This is a genomic window from Jiella endophytica (assembly GCF_004519335.1).
Taxonomy (GTDB): Bacteria; Pseudomonadota; Alphaproteobacteria; order Rhizobiales; family Rhizobiaceae; genus Jiella; species Jiella endophytica.
The window spans coordinates 592568-608819 of record NZ_SOZD01000001.1 but is presented as its reverse complement, the minus strand read 5'-3'; the positions used below and the strand labels follow the sequence as shown (position 1 = coordinate 608819).

The window sequence follows — 16252 nt, the reverse complement described above, 5'->3', positions numbered from 1 at the left end:
CCATGCAAGGCGGAATCCTCCCCCGCCCCCTTTCGCCTTCGGCGCGGCTTCCCTATAAGCCGGCCTCAGCCTCAGGATCCCTCGCCGCACCGGCCGCCGCTTTTGTCGCGCGGCCGTTCTTGGCGCGCGCAAAAAGACCGGACGACCGCCCCATGCCCAAACGCACCGACCTCAAATCGATCCTCATCGTCGGGGCCGGCCCGATCATCATCGGCCAGGCCTGTGAATTCGACTATTCGGGGACCCAGGCCTGCAAGGCGCTGCGCGAGGAAGGTTTCCGGATCATCCTGGTCAATTCCAACCCGGCGACGATCATGACCGATCCCGATCTCGCCGATGCGACCTATATCGAGCCGATCACTCCCGAAGTCGTCGCCAAGATCATCGCCAAGGAACGGCCGGATGCGATCCTGCCGACCATGGGCGGCCAGACGGCGCTCAACACCGCTCTGTCGCTGCGCCGCATGGGCGTTCTGGAGCGCTACGGCGTCGAGATGATCGGCGCCGATGCCGATGCCATCGACAAGGCCGAGGATCGTTCGCTGTTCCGCGAGGCGATGGCGAAGATCGGCCTCGAGACGCCGAAGTCGATGCTCGCCAATGCCAGCGAGGCCAAGGCCGCCGACCGCGCCGCCCACGAGGAGCGAAGGGCCGCGATCACCCGCGAGACCACCGATCCCGCGGAGCGCGAGGCGCGGCTTGACGCGCTGGAGACCGAGTGGGAGCATGGCGAGGGCGAGCGCAAGCAGCGCTATATGGGCCGCGCGCTCGCCACTGCGGCGGCGGCGCTGGAGGAGATCGGCCTGCCGGCGATCATCCGCCCCTCCTTCACCCTCGGCGGCACCGGCGGCGGCATCGCCTACAACCGCTCGGAGTTCTTCGAGATCGTCGAGACCGGCCTCGACGCCTCGCCGACCACCGAGGTGCTGGTCGAGGAATCGGTGCTCGGCTGGAAGGAGTTCGAGATGGAGGTGGTCCGTGACAAGGCGGACAACTGCATCATCGTCTGTTCCATCGAGAACGTCGATCCGATGGGCGTCCATACCGGCGACTCGATCACCGTCGCCCCTGCCCTGACGCTCACCGACAAGGAATATCAGGTGATGCGCAACGCCTCGATCGCGGTGCTGCGCGAGATCGGCGTCGAGACCGGCGGGTCGAACGTGCAGTTCGCCGTCAATCCGGACACCGGCCGCCTCGTCGTCATCGAGATGAACCCGCGGGTGTCGCGCTCCTCGGCGCTGGCCTCCAAGGCCACCGGCTTCCCGATCGCCAAGGTCGCGGCGAAGCTTGCCGTCGGCTACACGCTGGACGAACTCGAGAACGACATCACCGGCGGCGCCACGCCGGCCTCCTTCGAGCCGAGCATCGATTATGTCGTCACCAAGATCCCGCGCTTCGCCTTCGAAAAGTTCCCCGGCGCCGAGCCGATCCTGACGACGGCGATGAAGTCCGTCGGCGAGGTCATGGCGATCGGCCGCACCTTCGCCGAATCGCTGCAGAAGGCGCTGCGGGGCCTCGAAACCGGGCTGACCGGCCTCGACGAGATCGAGATCCCGGGCCTCGGCCAGGGCGACGACAAGAACGCCATCCGCGCCGCCATCGGCACGCCCACCCCCGATCGCCTGCGCATGGTGGTCCAGGCGATGCGCCTCGGCCTGACCATCGAGGAGGTGCACGCCGCCTGCAAGATCGACCGCTGGTTCCTCGCCCAGTTGAAGGCGCTGGTCGACACCGAAAAGAAGATCGCCGCGATCGGCCTGCCCGAGGATTCCGCCAATCTCCGGCTGCTCAAATCCATGGGCTTTTCCGACGCCCGCCTCGCCAGCCTGACGAGGAAGCGGCCGAAGGAGGTCGCCGAGCTGCGCAACCGGCTGGGCGTCAGGCCGGTCTACAAGCGCATCGACACCTGCGCTGCCGAATTCGCCTCGCCCACCCCCTACATGTACTCGACCTATGAGCGGCCCTTTGCCGGCAAGCTGCGCTCCGAGGCGAGGGTTTCGGACCGCAAGAAGGTCGTCATCCTCGGCGGCGGGCCGAACCGCATCGGCCAGGGCATCGAGTTCGACTATTGCTGCTGCCACGCCGCCTTCGCCCTCAAGGATGCGGGCTTCGAGGCGATCATGATCAACTGCAATCCGGAGACGGTCTCGACCGACTACGACACCTCGGACAGGCTCTATTTCGAGCCGCTGACCGCCGAGGACGTCATCGAGATCATGAAGGCCGAGCAGGAATCCGGCGAGCTCGTCGGGGTGATCGTGCAGTATGGCGGCCAGACGCCGCTGAAGCTCGCCGAGGCGCTGGAGAAGAACGGCATCCCGATCCTCGGCACCGCGCCGGACATGATCGACCTTGCCGAAGACCGCGACCGCTTCCAGAAGCTTCTCGTCAAGCTCGACCTGAAGCAGCCGAACAACGGCATCGCGTTTTCCGTCGAGCAGGCGCGGCTCGTCGCCGCCGAGATCGGCTTCCCGCTGGTGGTGCGCCCGTCCTACGTCCTCGGCGGCCGGGCGATGCAGATCATCCATTCCGAGCAGATGCTGCAGAGCTATCTCCTCGACACCGTGCCCGGCCTCGTGCCGGAGGACATCAAGCAGCGCTATCCGAACGACAAGACCGGCCAGATCAACACCCTGCTCGGCAAGAACCCGCTGCTCTTCGACAGCTATCTGACCGACGCCATCGAGGTGGACGTCGACTGCCTCTCCGACGGGTCGCAGAGCTTCGTCGCCGGCATCATGGAGCATATCGAGGAGGCCGGCATCCATTCCGGCGATTCGGCCTGCTCGCTGCCGGTCCATTCCCTGTCGAAGGAGACGACGGACGAGCTCGCCCGGCAATCGGAGGCGCTGGCCCGCTCGCTGAATGTCGGCGGGCTGATGAACGTCCAGTTCGCCATCAAGGACGGCGAGATCTACGTCCTCGAGGTCAATCCCCGCGCCTCGCGCACCGTGCCCTTCGTCGCCAAGACGGTCGGCCGGCCGATCGCCAAGATCGCCGCCCGCGTGATGGCCGGCGAGAGCCTCGATGCCGCCTTTGCCGAATATGGTGGCCGGCCGGACACCCACAATGTCCGCCATATCGCCGTGAAGGAAGCGGTGTTCCCCTTCGCCAGGTTCCCCGGCGTCGACACGCTGCTCGGGCCGGAGATGCGCTCGACCGGCGAGGTCATGGGCCTCGACACCGACTATGCGATCGCCTTCGCCAAGGCGCAGCTCGGCGCCGGCGTCGACCTGCCGCGCGAGGGCACGGTGTTCGTTTCGGTGAAGGATTCCGACAAGGACCGCTGCCTGCCGGCGGTGCGCCGTCTCGCCGATCTCGGCTTCCAGGTCCTTGCCACCGGCGGCACCCAGCGCTTCCTGACGGCCAACGGCATCGCCGCGACGAAGATCAACAAGGTGCTGGAGGGCCGCCCGCATATCGAGGATGCGATCCGCAACCGCCAGGTCCAGCTCGTCCTCAACACCACCGAGGGTGCCAAGGCTTTGTCGGACTCGCGCTCGCTGCGCCGGGCCGCGCTGATCCACAAGGTGCCCTACTATACGACGCTCGCCGGCATGGTCGCCGCGGCGGAGGCGATCGCCGCCCTGAAAGGCGGCAATCTTGAAGTTCGGCCGCTGCAGTCGTATTTTACCGCCGCCTGACGGTGTCGGGCGCCCCTTCGAAAGGGGCGCCTCCGGCGAGCTCAGCCATTTTGAAAGTCCTGCTGGTCCGGAGCGGCGGTGCCGTTCGGGTCAGCTTTCTTATTGTGTCGAGAGCCAGTTCTCGTCACAGTGTGTGTTGATCGACTTCGCCAATGCTGCGAGGTCCTTATGAGGTCGACTTCGCGCGTCGCGCGAGGTCCGGAAAGGTGGAGGCCATGGAAAAGGTCCCGATGACGAGTCGCGGTTTCGAGGCGCTGCGGGAGGAACTGCGCCGACGCCAGCAGGAAGAGCGCCCGCGGATCATCGCGGCGATCTCCGAGGCGCGCGCTCATGGCGACCTCTCCGAAAATGCCGAATATCATGCCGCCAAGGAGGCCCAGAGCCTCAACGAGGGCCGCATCTCCGAGCTCGAGGACCTGACGGCCCGCGCCGAGGTGATCGACCTGTCGAAGATGTCCGGCGACCGCATCAAGTTCGGCGCGACGGTCAAGCTCGTCGACGAGGACACCGACGAGGAGAGGCGCTACCAGATCGTCGGCGACCAGGAAGCCGACGTGAAGGAGGGCAAGATCTCGATCTCCTCGCCGATCGCCCGCGCCCTGATCGGCAAGGCCGAGGGTGACACGGTCGAGGTCTCCGCCCCCGGCGGTGCCCGCTCCTACGAGATCCTCGAGGTCAGCTGGCAGTAGGTTGCGTTCCGGATGGGTTCTTGATGGGTTTCGAGTATGATCCAGACAAGAGCGCATCCAACAAGCGGAAGCATGGAATCGACTTCGAGGAAGCAAAAGTCCTCTTTGACGACGCGAGGCTTTTGGAATTCGATGCGCAATCGCAGGACGAAGCAAGATATATCGCGATCGGAAGGATCGGTCTCAGGCACTGGGCGGCAATCTTCACCCGCAGGGGCGGCGCCATCCGGCTCATTTCCGTGCGAAGAGCGCGAACCAATGAGGTACGGCTCTATGAAGGCTCATGAGATTGACGCCATCTTCGATGACGGTGGCTCGCTTGACGGCGTCGTCGACTGGTCGAAGGGGCGCCGGGTGAACCAGCCGTCGACCCGTCTTTCGGTCGAATTGCCGCGCCGCCTGTCAGAGGCGCTCGAGGCCGAAGCGAAGCGCGCCGGGCTGACGCCGGAAGAGGTCATCCGCGTTCTGATCTCGGACCACCTCGCGTAACGACCGCCATTTGCCCGACGTCTCGAACATCCTCGTCATCGCGCCCAACTTCAAGCGCCGCCTGTCCGGCGTCACTTCGACGATCGTCCAGCTGGTGCCGTTCCAGGCGCGAACCATCCCGATCGCGACGCTGGGCCCCGGCCTGCCCGACTCGCTGCCGCATATCCGCTGGCGAGACCTGCCGAAACTCTGGCGCCGGCCGCGCGGCAGGCCGTTCCGCATCTGGCATGCCCGCCGCAACACCGAGATGCTCGCCGGCGTGTTCCTGCGCGACGTCCTGCGCATGCCGCTGAAACTGCTCTTCACCTCCGCCGCCCAGCGTCATCATACCGGCTGGACGCGGTTCCTGATCTCCCGCATGGACGCCGTCGTCGCGACCAGCGAGCGCAGCCGATCCTATCTGAAGGCGCCGGCGCGGGTGGTCATGCATGGCATCGACGTCGAGCGCTTCTCGCCGGACGGTGAGATGCCGGCGGGCGAGGCCGCCGCCGCCCTCGCCGGCCGCAAGATCGTCGGCTGCTCGGGACGTATCCGCCACCAGAAGGGCACCGACCTCTTCGTCGAGGCGATGATCGCCCTCCTCCCGCAGCATCCGAACTGGTCCGCGGTGATCACCGGCCGGGTGACGGCGGACAATCGCGCCTTCGCGGCAGGCCTCGAGGACAGGATCGCGGCGGCCGGGCTGAACGACCGCATCCGCTTCGTCGGCGAGGTGGACGATATCGCCGCCTGGTTCCGCCGCTTCGACCTCTATGTGGCGCCGCCGCGCAACGAGGGCTTCGGCCTGACGCCTCTCGAGGCCATGGCAAGCCGCACGCCGGTCGTCGCCAGCGATGCCGGGGCCTTCGCCGAGCTGATCGTCGAGGGCGTCACCGGCCGGGTCGTCCCGACCGGCGATTCGGCGGCGCTCGCCGCCGCCATCGAGCCCTATCTCGGCGATGCCGAACTGCGCGCACGGACGGCGGATGCCGGCCTCCAGCAAGTTCGAAGTCATTTCCCGCTGCAGCGCGAAGCCGACGAACTCGCCTCCGTCTACGAAGCGCTCTGGGCTTCGTAGCTCCGCAGCTTCGCCGCGAGCGCCTTGCGCGAAACCGGCAGCACGGCCGAAAACGCTTCGTCGTCGAAGGCCGCGGGCCGGAATTCGACACCGGCGAGACGGCGCAGATGCACCGGAGCGAGCGTCAGCTGGGTTCCGAGCCGGCGCATCGCAAAAGGCAGATTGCCGAAGGTCAGCGGCAGCTTGCGGCGAGGCTGGTGGATCGACGTCTCTGTCGCCGTCCCGACATCGAAGCCGCGCTCGGCGAGAAGATGCACCTGCATGGTCGCGGCCGGTTCCACCTGGGCGATGGCGAGCCGGCAAACGCCGAACATGTAGGCATCGACCGGCGCGGTCCGCGTCTCGGCCGTGCGCAGCAACCGCGCAGCGCCCTTCTGCGACAGCCAATAGGCCCCGGCCCCGGATTTTTCCCGGGCGAGCCCGGTGAACCGGAAGGGACCACCATCCGTCGTCCGGCCCTTCCGGAAGAATTTGCGCCGGCCGACGGTCTCGAAATTGACCAGATCGAAGCCGCTCGCCGCGACTTCTTCCGCTGCAGCGACGAAATGTGTGGAAAAGATCGTGTCGTCTTCGAGGATGATCAGCCCGTTGGGGTGCTGCGCGGCCCGTTCCCAGAGCGCCCGGTGGGAGAGGAAGGCGGCGAGTTCCGGCCGCGTCATCGGCCGCTCCCACCGCGTCGCGAGGCGCCGGAAGCGCTCCTCGTCGATCGCCGCGGCCTCGCAGGCCGGGAAGCGGGCGAGCCCCAGCCCCAGCCGCTCGCCCTGCACCTCCATCAGCGCCCGGCGCTCCTTCGCCCGGTCGAGATTGATGAAGGCGATCTCAGGGATTGCGCGTTCCATCGCCGCCGTCAGTCCGCCCAGACCGACGGGAAGAACAGGATCAGCACGGTGACGAGTTCCAGCCGGCCGAGCAGCATCGCCGCCGATAGGACCCAGAGCGAAGGGTCCGGCAGCGAGGCGAAGTTGCCCGCCGGGCCGATGATCTGGCCGAAGCCCGGGCCGACATTCGCCAGCGCCGTCAGCGTGCCGGAAAAGGCGGTGATCAGGTCGAGGCCGAACACCGTCAAGAGCACTGTCCCCATCAGCAGCGTGCCGAAGAACAGGAAGAAGAAGATCGTCACCGTCTGGATGGTCTGGGCGCTGATGTCGTCATTGCCGTATTTCAGCCGGATGATCGCATGCGGGCGCACCAGCCGGCGGAAGCTCGCCCTGACCACCAGGAACAGGACGACGAGGCGGTTCGCCTTGATGCCGCCGGCCGTCGAGCCGGCGCAGCCGCCGAGGAAGGAGGCGAGGAAGAAGATGCCGATCGCCGCATTCGACCAGAGCGTATAGTCCTCGGAGGCGTAGCCCGTCGTGGTGATCACCGAGACGAGGTTGAAGGTCGAGGAGACCAGGGCCTCGCCGAAGGGCGTGTCGTTGACGATGCGGCGGGTGACGGCGATGGCGAAGCTCAGCACCAGGCAGATCACCAGGAAGACGACGATCTGCGGGTCCCGCCAGAGCTGGAAGCGCCGCGGCAGGAAGGCGCGGACATAGACGACGAAGGGCAGCGCCGCCAGCACCATGAACACCGTCGAGGCGAGCAGGATGCGGTTGTCGTCGAAATAGCCCATCGAGGCGTCGTGGGTGGAGTAGCCCCCCGTCGCCATGGTGGTCATGGCGTGGTTGGTGGCGTCGAAGAACGACATGCCGAGCGAGGTGTAGGCGATGGCGCACATCAGCGTCAGCGCCACATAGGCGGCGATCAGCCCGCCGGTCAGCTGGTTCACCCGCGGCAGCACCTTGTCCGACTTGTCGGAGCTCTCCATGTGGAACAGCGCCAGGCCGCCGGCCTGCAGCGACGGCAGGATCAAAAGCACCATGCCGATGATGCCGATGCCGCCCAGCCACTGCAGCAGCGAGCGCCACAGAAGGATGCCGCGCGGCAGGGAATCGAGGCCGGAGATCACCGTCGAGCCGGTTGTCGTGAGGCCCGACATCGATTCGAAGAAGGCGCCGGCGAAGCTGACATTCACCGAGGAGAAATAGAGCGGCAGCGCGCCGATGACGCAGGCGATGATCCAGACGGTGGTGACCAGCAGGAAGCCGAGCTTTTGGGTGAATTGCGGCCGCTCGCCCCTGGTCGCAACGGCGACCAGCGCGCAGACCACGCCGACGAGAAAGCCGGTTCCGAGGAAGACCCGGAAGTCGTCGTTCCTGTCGGTCAGATCCGTGAGCGCCGGCAGCAGCATGGCAAAGGCGAGGCCGAGACCGAAGATCGACGTGACGTGAGCGATCGTTCTGAAAATGTCTGGCTCTCCGCTGTCCGGCGCGACCGTTGCGAGGGTCGCGGACCCGCTTCTCTAGAGCTTTGCGGGCACGCCGGCAATTCGGCCGGTGGGCCGCGCCGTGCCTTACGGACAGCCTGTTGCCGCCATGTTGCAGCCCGCCACCCCCTCGTCTATTGAACGGAACCGTTCCCGTTGCCACTTGCCACACGCATTGCTTGCGAGGCTGTTATGTCCGATCGTCACGTCAATCTGCTCGTTCTCGGTTCCGGCCCTGCCGGCTACACCGCTGCCATCTACGCCGCCCGGGCGATGATGAAGCCGCTGATCGTCGCCGGTCTGCAGGAAGGCGGCCAGCTGACCATCACCACCGACGTCGAGAACTATCCGGGCTATGCCGAGCCGGTGCAGGGCCCGTGGATGATGGAGCAGATGAAGGCGCAGGCGCTGAATGTCGGCGCCGAGATCGCCAGCGACATCATCGTCTCGGCCGACCTCTCCCAGCGACCCTTCCGGCTGACCGGCGATTCCGGCACGGTCTACAGCTGCGACGCGCTGGTAATCGCCACCGGCGCCCAGGCGAAGTGGCTGGGGCTCGAGAGCGAGAACACCTTCCAGGGCTTCGGCGTCTCGGCCTGCGCCACCTGCGACGGCTTCTTCTACCGGGGCAAGGACGTGGTCGTCGTCGGCGGCGGCAACACCGCCGTCGAGGAGGCGCTCTATCTCTCCCACATCGCCGCGAAGGTGACCCTCGTCCATCGCCGCGACGAGCTGCGCGCCGAGCGGATCCTGCAGGAGCGGCTGTTCAAGTCGGAGAATGTCGAGATCCTCTGGGACACCGCGGTCGAGGAGATCGTCGGCATCGAGAAGCCGCTGAAGTCGGTCAACGGCGTCCGGCTGAAGAACATGAAGACCGGCGAGACCAGCGAGCGCACCGTCGACGGCGTCTTCGTCGCGATCGGCCATGCGCCGGCGGTCGATCTCTTCGTCGGCCAATTGAAGCAGAAGCCTTCCGGGTATCTGTGGGTCGAACCTGGGACGACGCGGACTTCGGTCGAGGGTATCTTCGCCGCCGGCGACGTCGCCGACGACGTCTATCGCCAGGCGGTCACTGCCGCCGGCATGGGCTGCATGGCGGCGCTCGAAGCCGAGAAGTGGCTTGCCGAGCAGACGCTGTTCGAAACCCGCGCCGCCGCCGAATAGGGCTCAGCGCCCACGAGGACCCCGTCCGGCGTTGCGCCGGACCGCTTGAAGGACCAACCGACCATGGCCCTCGACTGGGACAAGCTGCGGATCTTCCACGCGGCAGCCGAGGCAGGATCGTTCACCCATGCGGCGGACGCGCTCAATCTCAGCCAGTCGGCGATCAGCCGGCAGGTCGCCGCGCTCGAAAACGAGATCGGCGTGCCGCTGTTCCACCGCCATGCCCGCGGCCTGGTCCTGTCCGAACAGGGCGAGCTCCTGTTCCAGACCGCCAACGACGTCCTGAAGCGTCTCGAAATGGTGCGCATGCAGCTCACCGAGACCAAGGAGAAGCCGACCGGCAAGCTGCGCGTCACCACCACCGTCGGCCTCGGCTCCGGCTGGCTGACCGAACGCGCCCGCGAGTTCCTCGAACTCTATCCCGATCTCGAACTGCAGCTGGTCTTCGACAACGAGGAAATCGACCTCACCATGCGCAAGGCTGACGCGGCGATCCGCCTGCGTCAGCCGCAGCAGCCGGACCTCATCCAGCGGCGCCTCTTCACCGTGCATCTCCACGTCTATGCCGCGCCGAGCTACCTCACCCGCTTCGGCACCCCCGAGACCCTCGACGATCTCGACCGCCACCGGATCATCACCTTCGGGGAACCTGCGCCGAACTACCTGCGCAATCTCAACACGCTGGAGACGGTCGGCCTGCCCGAGGGCAAGTTCCGCAATCCGATCCTGCAGATCAACAATCTGATGGCGATCCGCTCGGCCATCGAAAGCGGCACCGGCATCGCGCTCCTGCCCGACTACATGATCGACAAGCATTCCAAGCTCGTGCAGGTGCTGCCGGAAATGGAAATGCCGACCTTCGACACCTATCTCTGCTACACCGAGCAGATGCGGAGCGCCGCCAAGCTGAAGGTCTTCCGCGACTTTCTGATCTCCAAGGCCCGCACCTGGGCCTATTGACCGGCCGGCAAAGCGCGCTTTCTGCCCGGCCGCCGGTGCCATTGCCCGGCTCCGGCGCGAAGATCGGAATCGGTTTTCGCAAAGCACGATGCGTAGGTCCGTTCAAGCGTCGTTGAAGCGTTCATTTCCACGCACGGCGCTCTGACGCCCAAGCAGTCCCGAAGGCAGGTCGATTTGCCCAATCCATCGCAGCCGGACGACATCGTCGCCATCGGCGACGTCCATGGCGAGAGCGGCCTCCTGAAGCGGTTCCTCGCCGGTGTCGACCGGCTCGCCGCGCGTTCGGGCATCTCCCCGGCGATCTATCTCCTCGGCGATCTCGTCGATCGCGGCGACGACAGCCGCGGCGCCCTCGACATTGCCGCCGATGTCGTCGCCGAACGGCCGGGATCGAAGCTCCTCCTCGGCAATCACGACGAATGGCTCCTGCGCTTCCTCGAACACGATCTGTCGATGGAGGAGATCCTCAACTGGCTCGGCCAGGGCGGCGCCGAGACCATCGCCTCCTACGGCCAGTCGCCGAGCGATCCGCCGGAGAAGGTCCGCCGCGCGATCGCCGAGGGCTGGCCGCAGCATCTGAAGCTGCTCCGTGAGGCTTCGGCGATCCTTCTGAAAGGCCCTTTCGCCTTCGTCCATGCCGGGGTCGATCCGTCGCGTCCCCTCACCGACCAGCGCCGCCACGACTGCGTCTGGATCCGCGCCCCGTTCATGAACCATGTCGGCCGCCTCAGCCATGTCGTCCTGCATGGCCACACGCCGCAGAAATCCGGGCTTCCCACCGTCACCGAAAACCGCCTGTCGCTCGACACCGGCGCCGTCTTCACCGGCCGGCTGACGGGTGCCTGGGTGAACACGCGCTCGGGCGGCGTCAGCTGCCTGCAGGTGAGCCACGACGAGGACTTCCACGAGGTCGCGCCGCGCCGCCTCGACCGCGGCTTCGGCACGGCGATGGACTGACGGCCTCAGGCGTTTTCCACCGGAGCGGACACCGCCGGCGGGGACACGGCCGCCCGTGAGCCGATGGTTTCGCCGAAGGACTCGCCGCTGCCATTGTCGTCCCGCGTGACCTTGGACAGCACCGCTTCGAGCATCGGCGTCATCACTCCGAGCCGCTGCGCCTTGATCACCAGGTCCCACAGCGGCTCGAACTTCTTCCACCCGGCCGCATAGAAGAAGTGCTTCGCCCGGTGTCTGGCGCCGCCATGGGCCGCCGCGGCACGGGCGATGTTCTGCCAGCCGTAGAAGTCTCGATAGGCTTTGTCATAGCCCGCCTTGAGCGCGTTCGCGGTCAGTCGCGCCGGCTCGTAGACGACGTGCCGGGTATCGTAGAGGTCCCAGTCGCGGGTGGTCAGCCGTCCGGCCGACGCCAGCGCCGCGAACAGCCGGGTTCCCGGATAGGGCGTCTGGATGTGGAAGGTCGCCGTGGTGATTCCGTGTTCGACCGCCCAGTCCACCGTCCGGTCGAAGACGTCGGCGTCGTCGGCATCCATGCCGAAGACGAACGAGCCGTTGATCATGATGCCGAGATCGCTCAGCCGCTTGGCGACGGCCGCATAGTCCTTGGCAAGGTTCTGCTTCTTGTTGCTGGCAGCGAGATTGGCCGGGTCGAAGGTCTCGAAGCCGACGAACAGGCTGCGCAGCCCCGCCTCGGCGGCGCGTTCGATGAGATCGCCTCTGAGGATGCTGTCGACGGTCGCGGCCCCCTGAAACAGCCGCCCCATGCCGCTCAGCCCGGAAAAGAGTTCGGCTGCGAAGGTCGGGCTGCCGAGCAGGTGGTCGTCGAGGAAATACAGGTGCCGGCCCGGAAGCCGCTCGATCTCCGCCAGCGCCTCCTCGACCCGCTGGGTGTAGAAGGAACGGCCGCCGCCGAAAAACGCGTCCTTGTAGCAGAAGTCGCAATGCTGCGGACAGCCGCGGGTCACGACGATGGAGTTCGGCACGAGATAGCGGTTGCGCTTGATCAGGTCGCGGCGAACCGGCGGCAGGCCTTGAATGGAGCGCTTGCCGCGCGAGACGTATCGCGGCTTTGGCGATCCTGCCCGCAGATCGGCCAGGAATTGCGGAAACGTATCCTCGCCGGGGCCTAGAAAGATGGTGTCGGCATGCTGCGCGGCTTCATCCGGCAGCGACGTCACGTGCAGTCCGCCGAGAACGACGCGGCAACCCGCCGCCCGGTAATGGTCGGCGATCGCATAAGCCCGATAGGCGTTGGTGATGTAGACCTGAATGACGACGAGATCGGGCGTGTCGTCGAGCGAAAGCACCTCGACATGATCGTCGACCAGCTCGACCACGTCGTCGTCATCGAGGAAAGCCGCGAGCGTTGCGAGGCCGAGCGGCGGGAAGAGCGAATATTTGATCGGGCGAAAAAGCGGGCTCTTGGCCTCCGTCAACGCCGGCAGGATCAATTTGACTCTCAAAAGCGGGCTCCCTTGCGCGGTCACGATAGACGACCGAAAAGCGAAGGGCCCAGCCGGAACCGGTGCACAGGCGGTTTGCGCCCGTGCACCTGATATCAGGCCAGGGTGGGTCTACATCGCCCCGGCTTTTTCCTTCAGCGACGAGAGGCCGGCGTCGTAGATGCCGGTGATCACCTCGGTTGCCTTCTCGTCGCTGGCGCCCTTGGCGTCGAAATTGCCCGACCAGCTCACCGTCGCCATGTCGCCGGAGCCGGTGACGGCGATGGTCGATTCGTAGTTCTCGACCGGCAGCGGCCCCTCGAGGATCTTGTAGGTGTAGCTCATCGCGCTCTCGTCCCGCGCGACTTCCTCCTCGACGAGTGCGGCGCCGTCCGGCAGGGTCAGCGTGCGAACGTTCTTGCCGCCGTCATCGGACAGCTCGCATTTCTTGACGGCCGGATGCCAGTTCTGGATGTCGCAGAAGGTCCCGATCATTTTCCACACGGCATCGGGCGCCGCGGCGATCTCGACCGATTTCGAAACCTCGATGGCCATCGCAGGCGTGGCAGCGACGACGCCGGCCAGCATGAGGCCGACCGCCTTCAGACGAAATGTCATTCATTCCTCCCATGCGCCGGCCGGGTTCTTCGGTCCGCCGACGCCCTCCGAGGTGCCCGCCGGCTAGCTAGCGGCCTTTGCCGCGACGGCAATTGCCCCCGACGTCGCGGCCGCGTTGGAAAGAGAAACCAACCGCCACCCTTGCGTCCCGTCCGGTGGCCGCGCGCCGCGTCCGGCGGCAACCGTGGATCGGCCCGAAACGACAACGGCGACCGCAGGAGCGATCGCCGGTCGATGTCGTCGATGCGCGGCGAGCATGCGCCGCCGCCGCTGGTCTCTCGTCAGTGGCAGACCCGCACCTTTTCGTAATACCTGCCGTAGCCGCCGTAGCGCACCACCGTCTCCCAGTGACACCTATTACGCTTCTTGTAGTACTTGACGTACGGCTTGTGATGCTTGACCCGCTTCTTGTAGTATTTGACCCGCGGTTTCGGCTTGTAGTCATAATAGTCGTAGTAGCCGACGGGCTGGACATAGGCGCTGGCCGCGCCGGCTTCGGCCGGGGCACCGAGGCCGAAACTTGCTGCGACGGCGACGGCCGTAGCGACGATCAGACTGCGCATTGCGACACCTTCCTTTCCGTTAGGTGAATCACACAACATTTCGCTCGTATTCCTTCCTGACTGAACGGAATCTGAATGACGCGCCGCCGCCGTCAAGCGACGTTTGCGTGATGTGGTTTCGAACGTAACGGCGTGGAGCCGCGGCCAGACCCTGGGATCCGGCATTGCCGCATGAAAACGGCGGCGCCGCAGATGCGACGCCGCCGGTTTCACTCAGGGATGGCGCCGATCCTGATCGGCGCCCTATTCCTCAGCGGCAGACGCGGGTCTTCTCGACGACCTTCTTGCCGTGATGATAGCGGACCACCTTCTTGGTGTAGCAGTCGTGATGCGGCCCGACCTTCTGGACGACCACCGGCCCGTGCTTCTTCACCGGATAGTGGTGCGGGGCGTGCTGGTCGCCGATGACGATCTTGACGTCAGCGGCCTGGGCGGCTGCGCCGGCGGTGACGCTGGCGCCGAGAGCGATGACGGCGGCGATGAGGAGGTTACGCATGTCATTGACCTTTCTGATATGCAGTGGCGGTTTGAACGATGGGCTGACGATATCGTTCCGCAACTGAACCCCAGCTGAATGATATGCATAACTGACGTTTAAAGCCTGTCGTTTCCCGTCATTGCGGCTCGGCTGAGGTCTCGGCGCGCGTCTCCCCCCGTGGCGTCCCACGCTCGGCAGGGCGCAGGACGGCGCTCGGACTGACGGCATCGGCGCGAACAACGAAGCCGGGCGACGGACAGCACCATGGGCCGATTGCAAAAGCGAGAGCGCGCATCGTTGCGCTCCGCTCACGTGGATGCTGCGTGCCTGCCGGAACCCGACCCGATTGTCGGGCCGGCTCTGACGCCCGGCGACACAAAAAAAGGCGGCCAGAGGCCGCCTGAAGTTTGGCTGGAGTATCAGGTCAAAAACCCGATATGCCCACAACGCTAGAACCGAAACATGGTTGCAGTTGGGCAACGCCGATTGAGAAAAATTCCTTTGCGGGAGGAATCGGCGGCCGCCGCCCCATCTTCCTGTCGGTGGCCTGCGAGACCGGTCGAAGCGGTCGGTGGCGCCGCGCAACCAATGGGCCATGCTGGCGTTATCGCCAGACAGTCGGCGACCACCGTCGACGCGTCGCCGCGCCTTGCGGCAGCGGCATGAGACACGCCGGATACGTCAGGAGTTTCGCATATGTTTCGGGACAGACCGAGCACCTATGAGCAGGTCGCCAGTGCCCTCGGCGCGCTGAGTGAGCGGATCGGGGAACTGGAAGGACAAGTGGCCGAGCGGTTCGACCCGACACCGTCTGCTAGCGAGCGCGCACGCCGGGCGATCGGCCGGGTGATCCCCGGCGTTGCCCCCGAGCCGACGGGTCTCTCGCGCTATCTTCCCCATCTCTCGGACTACTGGCCGGACGATGCCGGCCGCCGCGCCCGCCGCCAGGTGCGGGCGCTGCAGGATGCCGGCGGCGATCTCGCTCATGGCGCCGAGGACTATTTCGACAGCGCCAGGCGCCATCTCGCCGGCTGGTCGGCCCCGGCGATCGCCTCGCTGCGCAGCCGCCTGCCCGCCCGCTACCAGCCGGAGCCCGATCGCCGCAACCGCGAGCTGACCGCCCTACTGATCGCCGGCGGCGCGATCGCCGCCGTGGGTGCCGCCTATTACATCACCAAGAAGGTCAACGAGCACAGCGAGGAGCCGGACTACGAGGTCGTGCGCTCCGACGGCGCCGTCGAGATCCGCGACTATGATTCGATGATCGTCGCCGAGACCGTGAAGAGCGGCTATCACGAGAAGGCGCGCCGGCTGGGCTTCATGACCCTCGCCGACTACATCTTCGCGAAGAACCGCCCGGGCAAGCGCATCAAGATGACCACGCCGGTCCTGCAGCAGCTCGCCGAGGGCGAAGGCCGCTCCAAGGGCTGGGCCGTGCGCTTCGTGATGCCGAAGAAGTTCACGCTGGCGAGCCTGCCCGAGCCCGCCGGCCAGGACGTCCACCTGAAGGAAATCCCGGCGCGGCGGGTGGCGGCGATCCGGTTTTCCGGCAACTTCACCGCGACGCTTGCCTCCAAGCATCTGATGACGCTCTATAACTACCTCGCGGACAACAATCTGAAGCAACACGGCGACCCGGAATATGCCTTCTACAATCCGCCCTGGACGCCGGGTTTCCTGAAGCGCAACGAGATCCTCATCGAGATCGAGCGCTGATCGGAGCGCTCGCAAGACATGCAGCGGACGAATCGAAGAAGGCCGGCGAGATCCTCGCCGGCCTTCTTCTTTTGCCGGGCATCCACGCCCCTGGCGCCCGGCTGGTGCCCCGCCCGTCCGCTGCGCCGCCGGCTTGGAACGGGTGGGGAACAATCTCGGTATGT

General features: G+C 66.1%; 15 protein-coding genes. 9 read left to right on the top strand and 6 right to left on the bottom strand.

The features are described from left to right. Positions 1-152: 152 nt before the first annotated feature. The 5 genes from carB (at position 153) to E3C22_RS02810 (ending at position 5882) form a co-directional block, all read left to right on the top strand. Entirely contained in the window at positions 153-3647 is a 3495-nt protein-coding gene (gene carB / locus E3C22_RS02830) for a carbamoyl-phosphate synthase large subunit (protein WP_134759994.1), read from the top strand. Between the two features lie 215 nt (positions 3648-3862). Then, complete coding sequence (gene greA, locus E3C22_RS02825; protein ID WP_134759992.1) at positions 3863-4336, top strand: transcription elongation factor GreA; 474 nt, start codon at positions 3863-3865, stop codon at positions 4334-4336. A 23-nt stretch (positions 4337-4359) separates the two neighbouring features. Further along, a complete protein-coding gene (locus tag E3C22_RS02820) occupies positions 4360-4623 on the top strand; it encodes a BrnT family toxin (RefSeq protein WP_134759990.1) in 264 nt (87 codons plus the stop codon). Further along, positions 4610-4825, top strand: coding sequence for a type II toxin-antitoxin system BrnA family antitoxin (brnA, locus tag E3C22_RS02815; protein WP_134759988.1), 216 nt, complete (start codon positions 4610-4612; stop codon positions 4823-4825). The genes E3C22_RS02820 and brnA overlap by 14 nt, the downstream gene beginning before the upstream one ends. A gap of 10 nt (positions 4826-4835) precedes the next feature. Beyond that, positions 4836-5882: a glycosyltransferase family 4 protein gene (locus tag E3C22_RS02810; RefSeq protein ID WP_134759986.1), complete on the top strand. Its 1047-nt coding sequence runs from the start codon at positions 4836-4838 to the stop codon at positions 5880-5882. On the opposite strand, the gene E3C22_RS02805 is transcribed toward E3C22_RS02810, so the two are convergent. Next, on the bottom strand, positions 5858-6721 hold the full coding sequence (locus E3C22_RS02805; protein WP_134759984.1) for a glycosyltransferase family 25 protein: 864 nt from the start codon (positions 6719-6721) through the stop codon (positions 5858-5860). The two genes, E3C22_RS02810 and E3C22_RS02805, sit on opposite strands and share 25 nt — an antisense overlap. Before the next feature lie 8 nt (positions 6722-6729). Next, positions 6730-8115: a TrkH family potassium uptake protein gene (locus E3C22_RS02800; RefSeq protein ID WP_134759982.1), complete on the bottom strand. Its 1386-nt coding sequence runs from the start codon at positions 8113-8115 to the stop codon at positions 6730-6732. A 267-nt stretch (positions 8116-8382) separates the two neighbouring features. On the opposite strand from E3C22_RS02800, the gene trxB reads away from it, so the two are divergent. The 3 genes from trxB (at position 8383) to E3C22_RS02785 (ending at position 11271) form a co-directional block, all read left to right on the top strand. Next, on the top strand, positions 8383-9354 hold the full coding sequence (gene trxB / locus E3C22_RS02795) for a thioredoxin-disulfide reductase (protein ID WP_134759980.1): 972 nt from the start codon (positions 8383-8385) through the stop codon (positions 9352-9354). 63 nt (positions 9355-9417) lie between these two features. Next, on the top strand, positions 9418-10314 hold the full coding sequence (locus E3C22_RS02790; RefSeq protein WP_134759978.1) for a LysR family transcriptional regulator: 897 nt from the start codon (positions 9418-9420) through the stop codon (positions 10312-10314). A gap of 174 nt (positions 10315-10488) precedes the next feature. Further along, the gene (locus E3C22_RS02785; RefSeq protein ID WP_167591602.1) at positions 10489-11271 is read left to right on the top strand and encodes a metallophosphoesterase; all 783 of its coding nucleotides are present in this window, start codon (positions 10489-10491) and stop codon (positions 11269-11271) included. Between the two features lie 5 nt (positions 11272-11276). Here E3C22_RS02785 and E3C22_RS02780 read toward each other — a convergent pair whose 3' ends face one another. The 4 genes from E3C22_RS02780 to E3C22_RS02765 all read right to left on the bottom strand — a co-directional run bounded on the left by E3C22_RS02780 (position 11277) and on the right by E3C22_RS02765 (position 14390). Next, positions 11277-12734: a B12-binding domain-containing radical SAM protein gene (locus E3C22_RS02780; protein WP_134759974.1), complete on the bottom strand. Its 1458-nt coding sequence runs from the start codon at positions 12732-12734 to the stop codon at positions 11277-11279. Between the two features lie 111 nt (positions 12735-12845). Beyond that, the gene (locus E3C22_RS02775; protein WP_134759972.1) at positions 12846-13331 is read right to left on the bottom strand and encodes an SRPBCC family protein; all 486 of its coding nucleotides are present in this window, start codon (positions 13329-13331) and stop codon (positions 12846-12848) included. A 281-nt stretch (positions 13332-13612) separates the two neighbouring features. Continuing rightward, on the bottom strand, positions 13613-13894 hold the full coding sequence (locus tag E3C22_RS02770; protein ID WP_134759970.1) for a hypothetical protein: 282 nt from the start codon (positions 13892-13894) through the stop codon (positions 13613-13615). Positions 13895-14144: 250 nt separating this feature from the next. Next, positions 14145-14390 carry a hypothetical protein gene (locus E3C22_RS02765; protein WP_134759968.1) on the bottom strand — a complete coding sequence of 82 codons (246 nt, stop codon included), beginning with the start codon at positions 14388-14390 and terminating at the stop codon, positions 14145-14147. Between the two features lie 678 nt (positions 14391-15068). Between E3C22_RS02765 and E3C22_RS02760 the strand changes: the two genes are divergently transcribed. Continuing rightward, complete coding sequence (locus E3C22_RS02760) at positions 15069-16088, top strand: SOUL family heme-binding protein (RefSeq protein WP_134759966.1); 1020 nt, start codon at positions 15069-15071, stop codon at positions 16086-16088. Positions 16089-16252 lie beyond the last annotated feature (164 nt).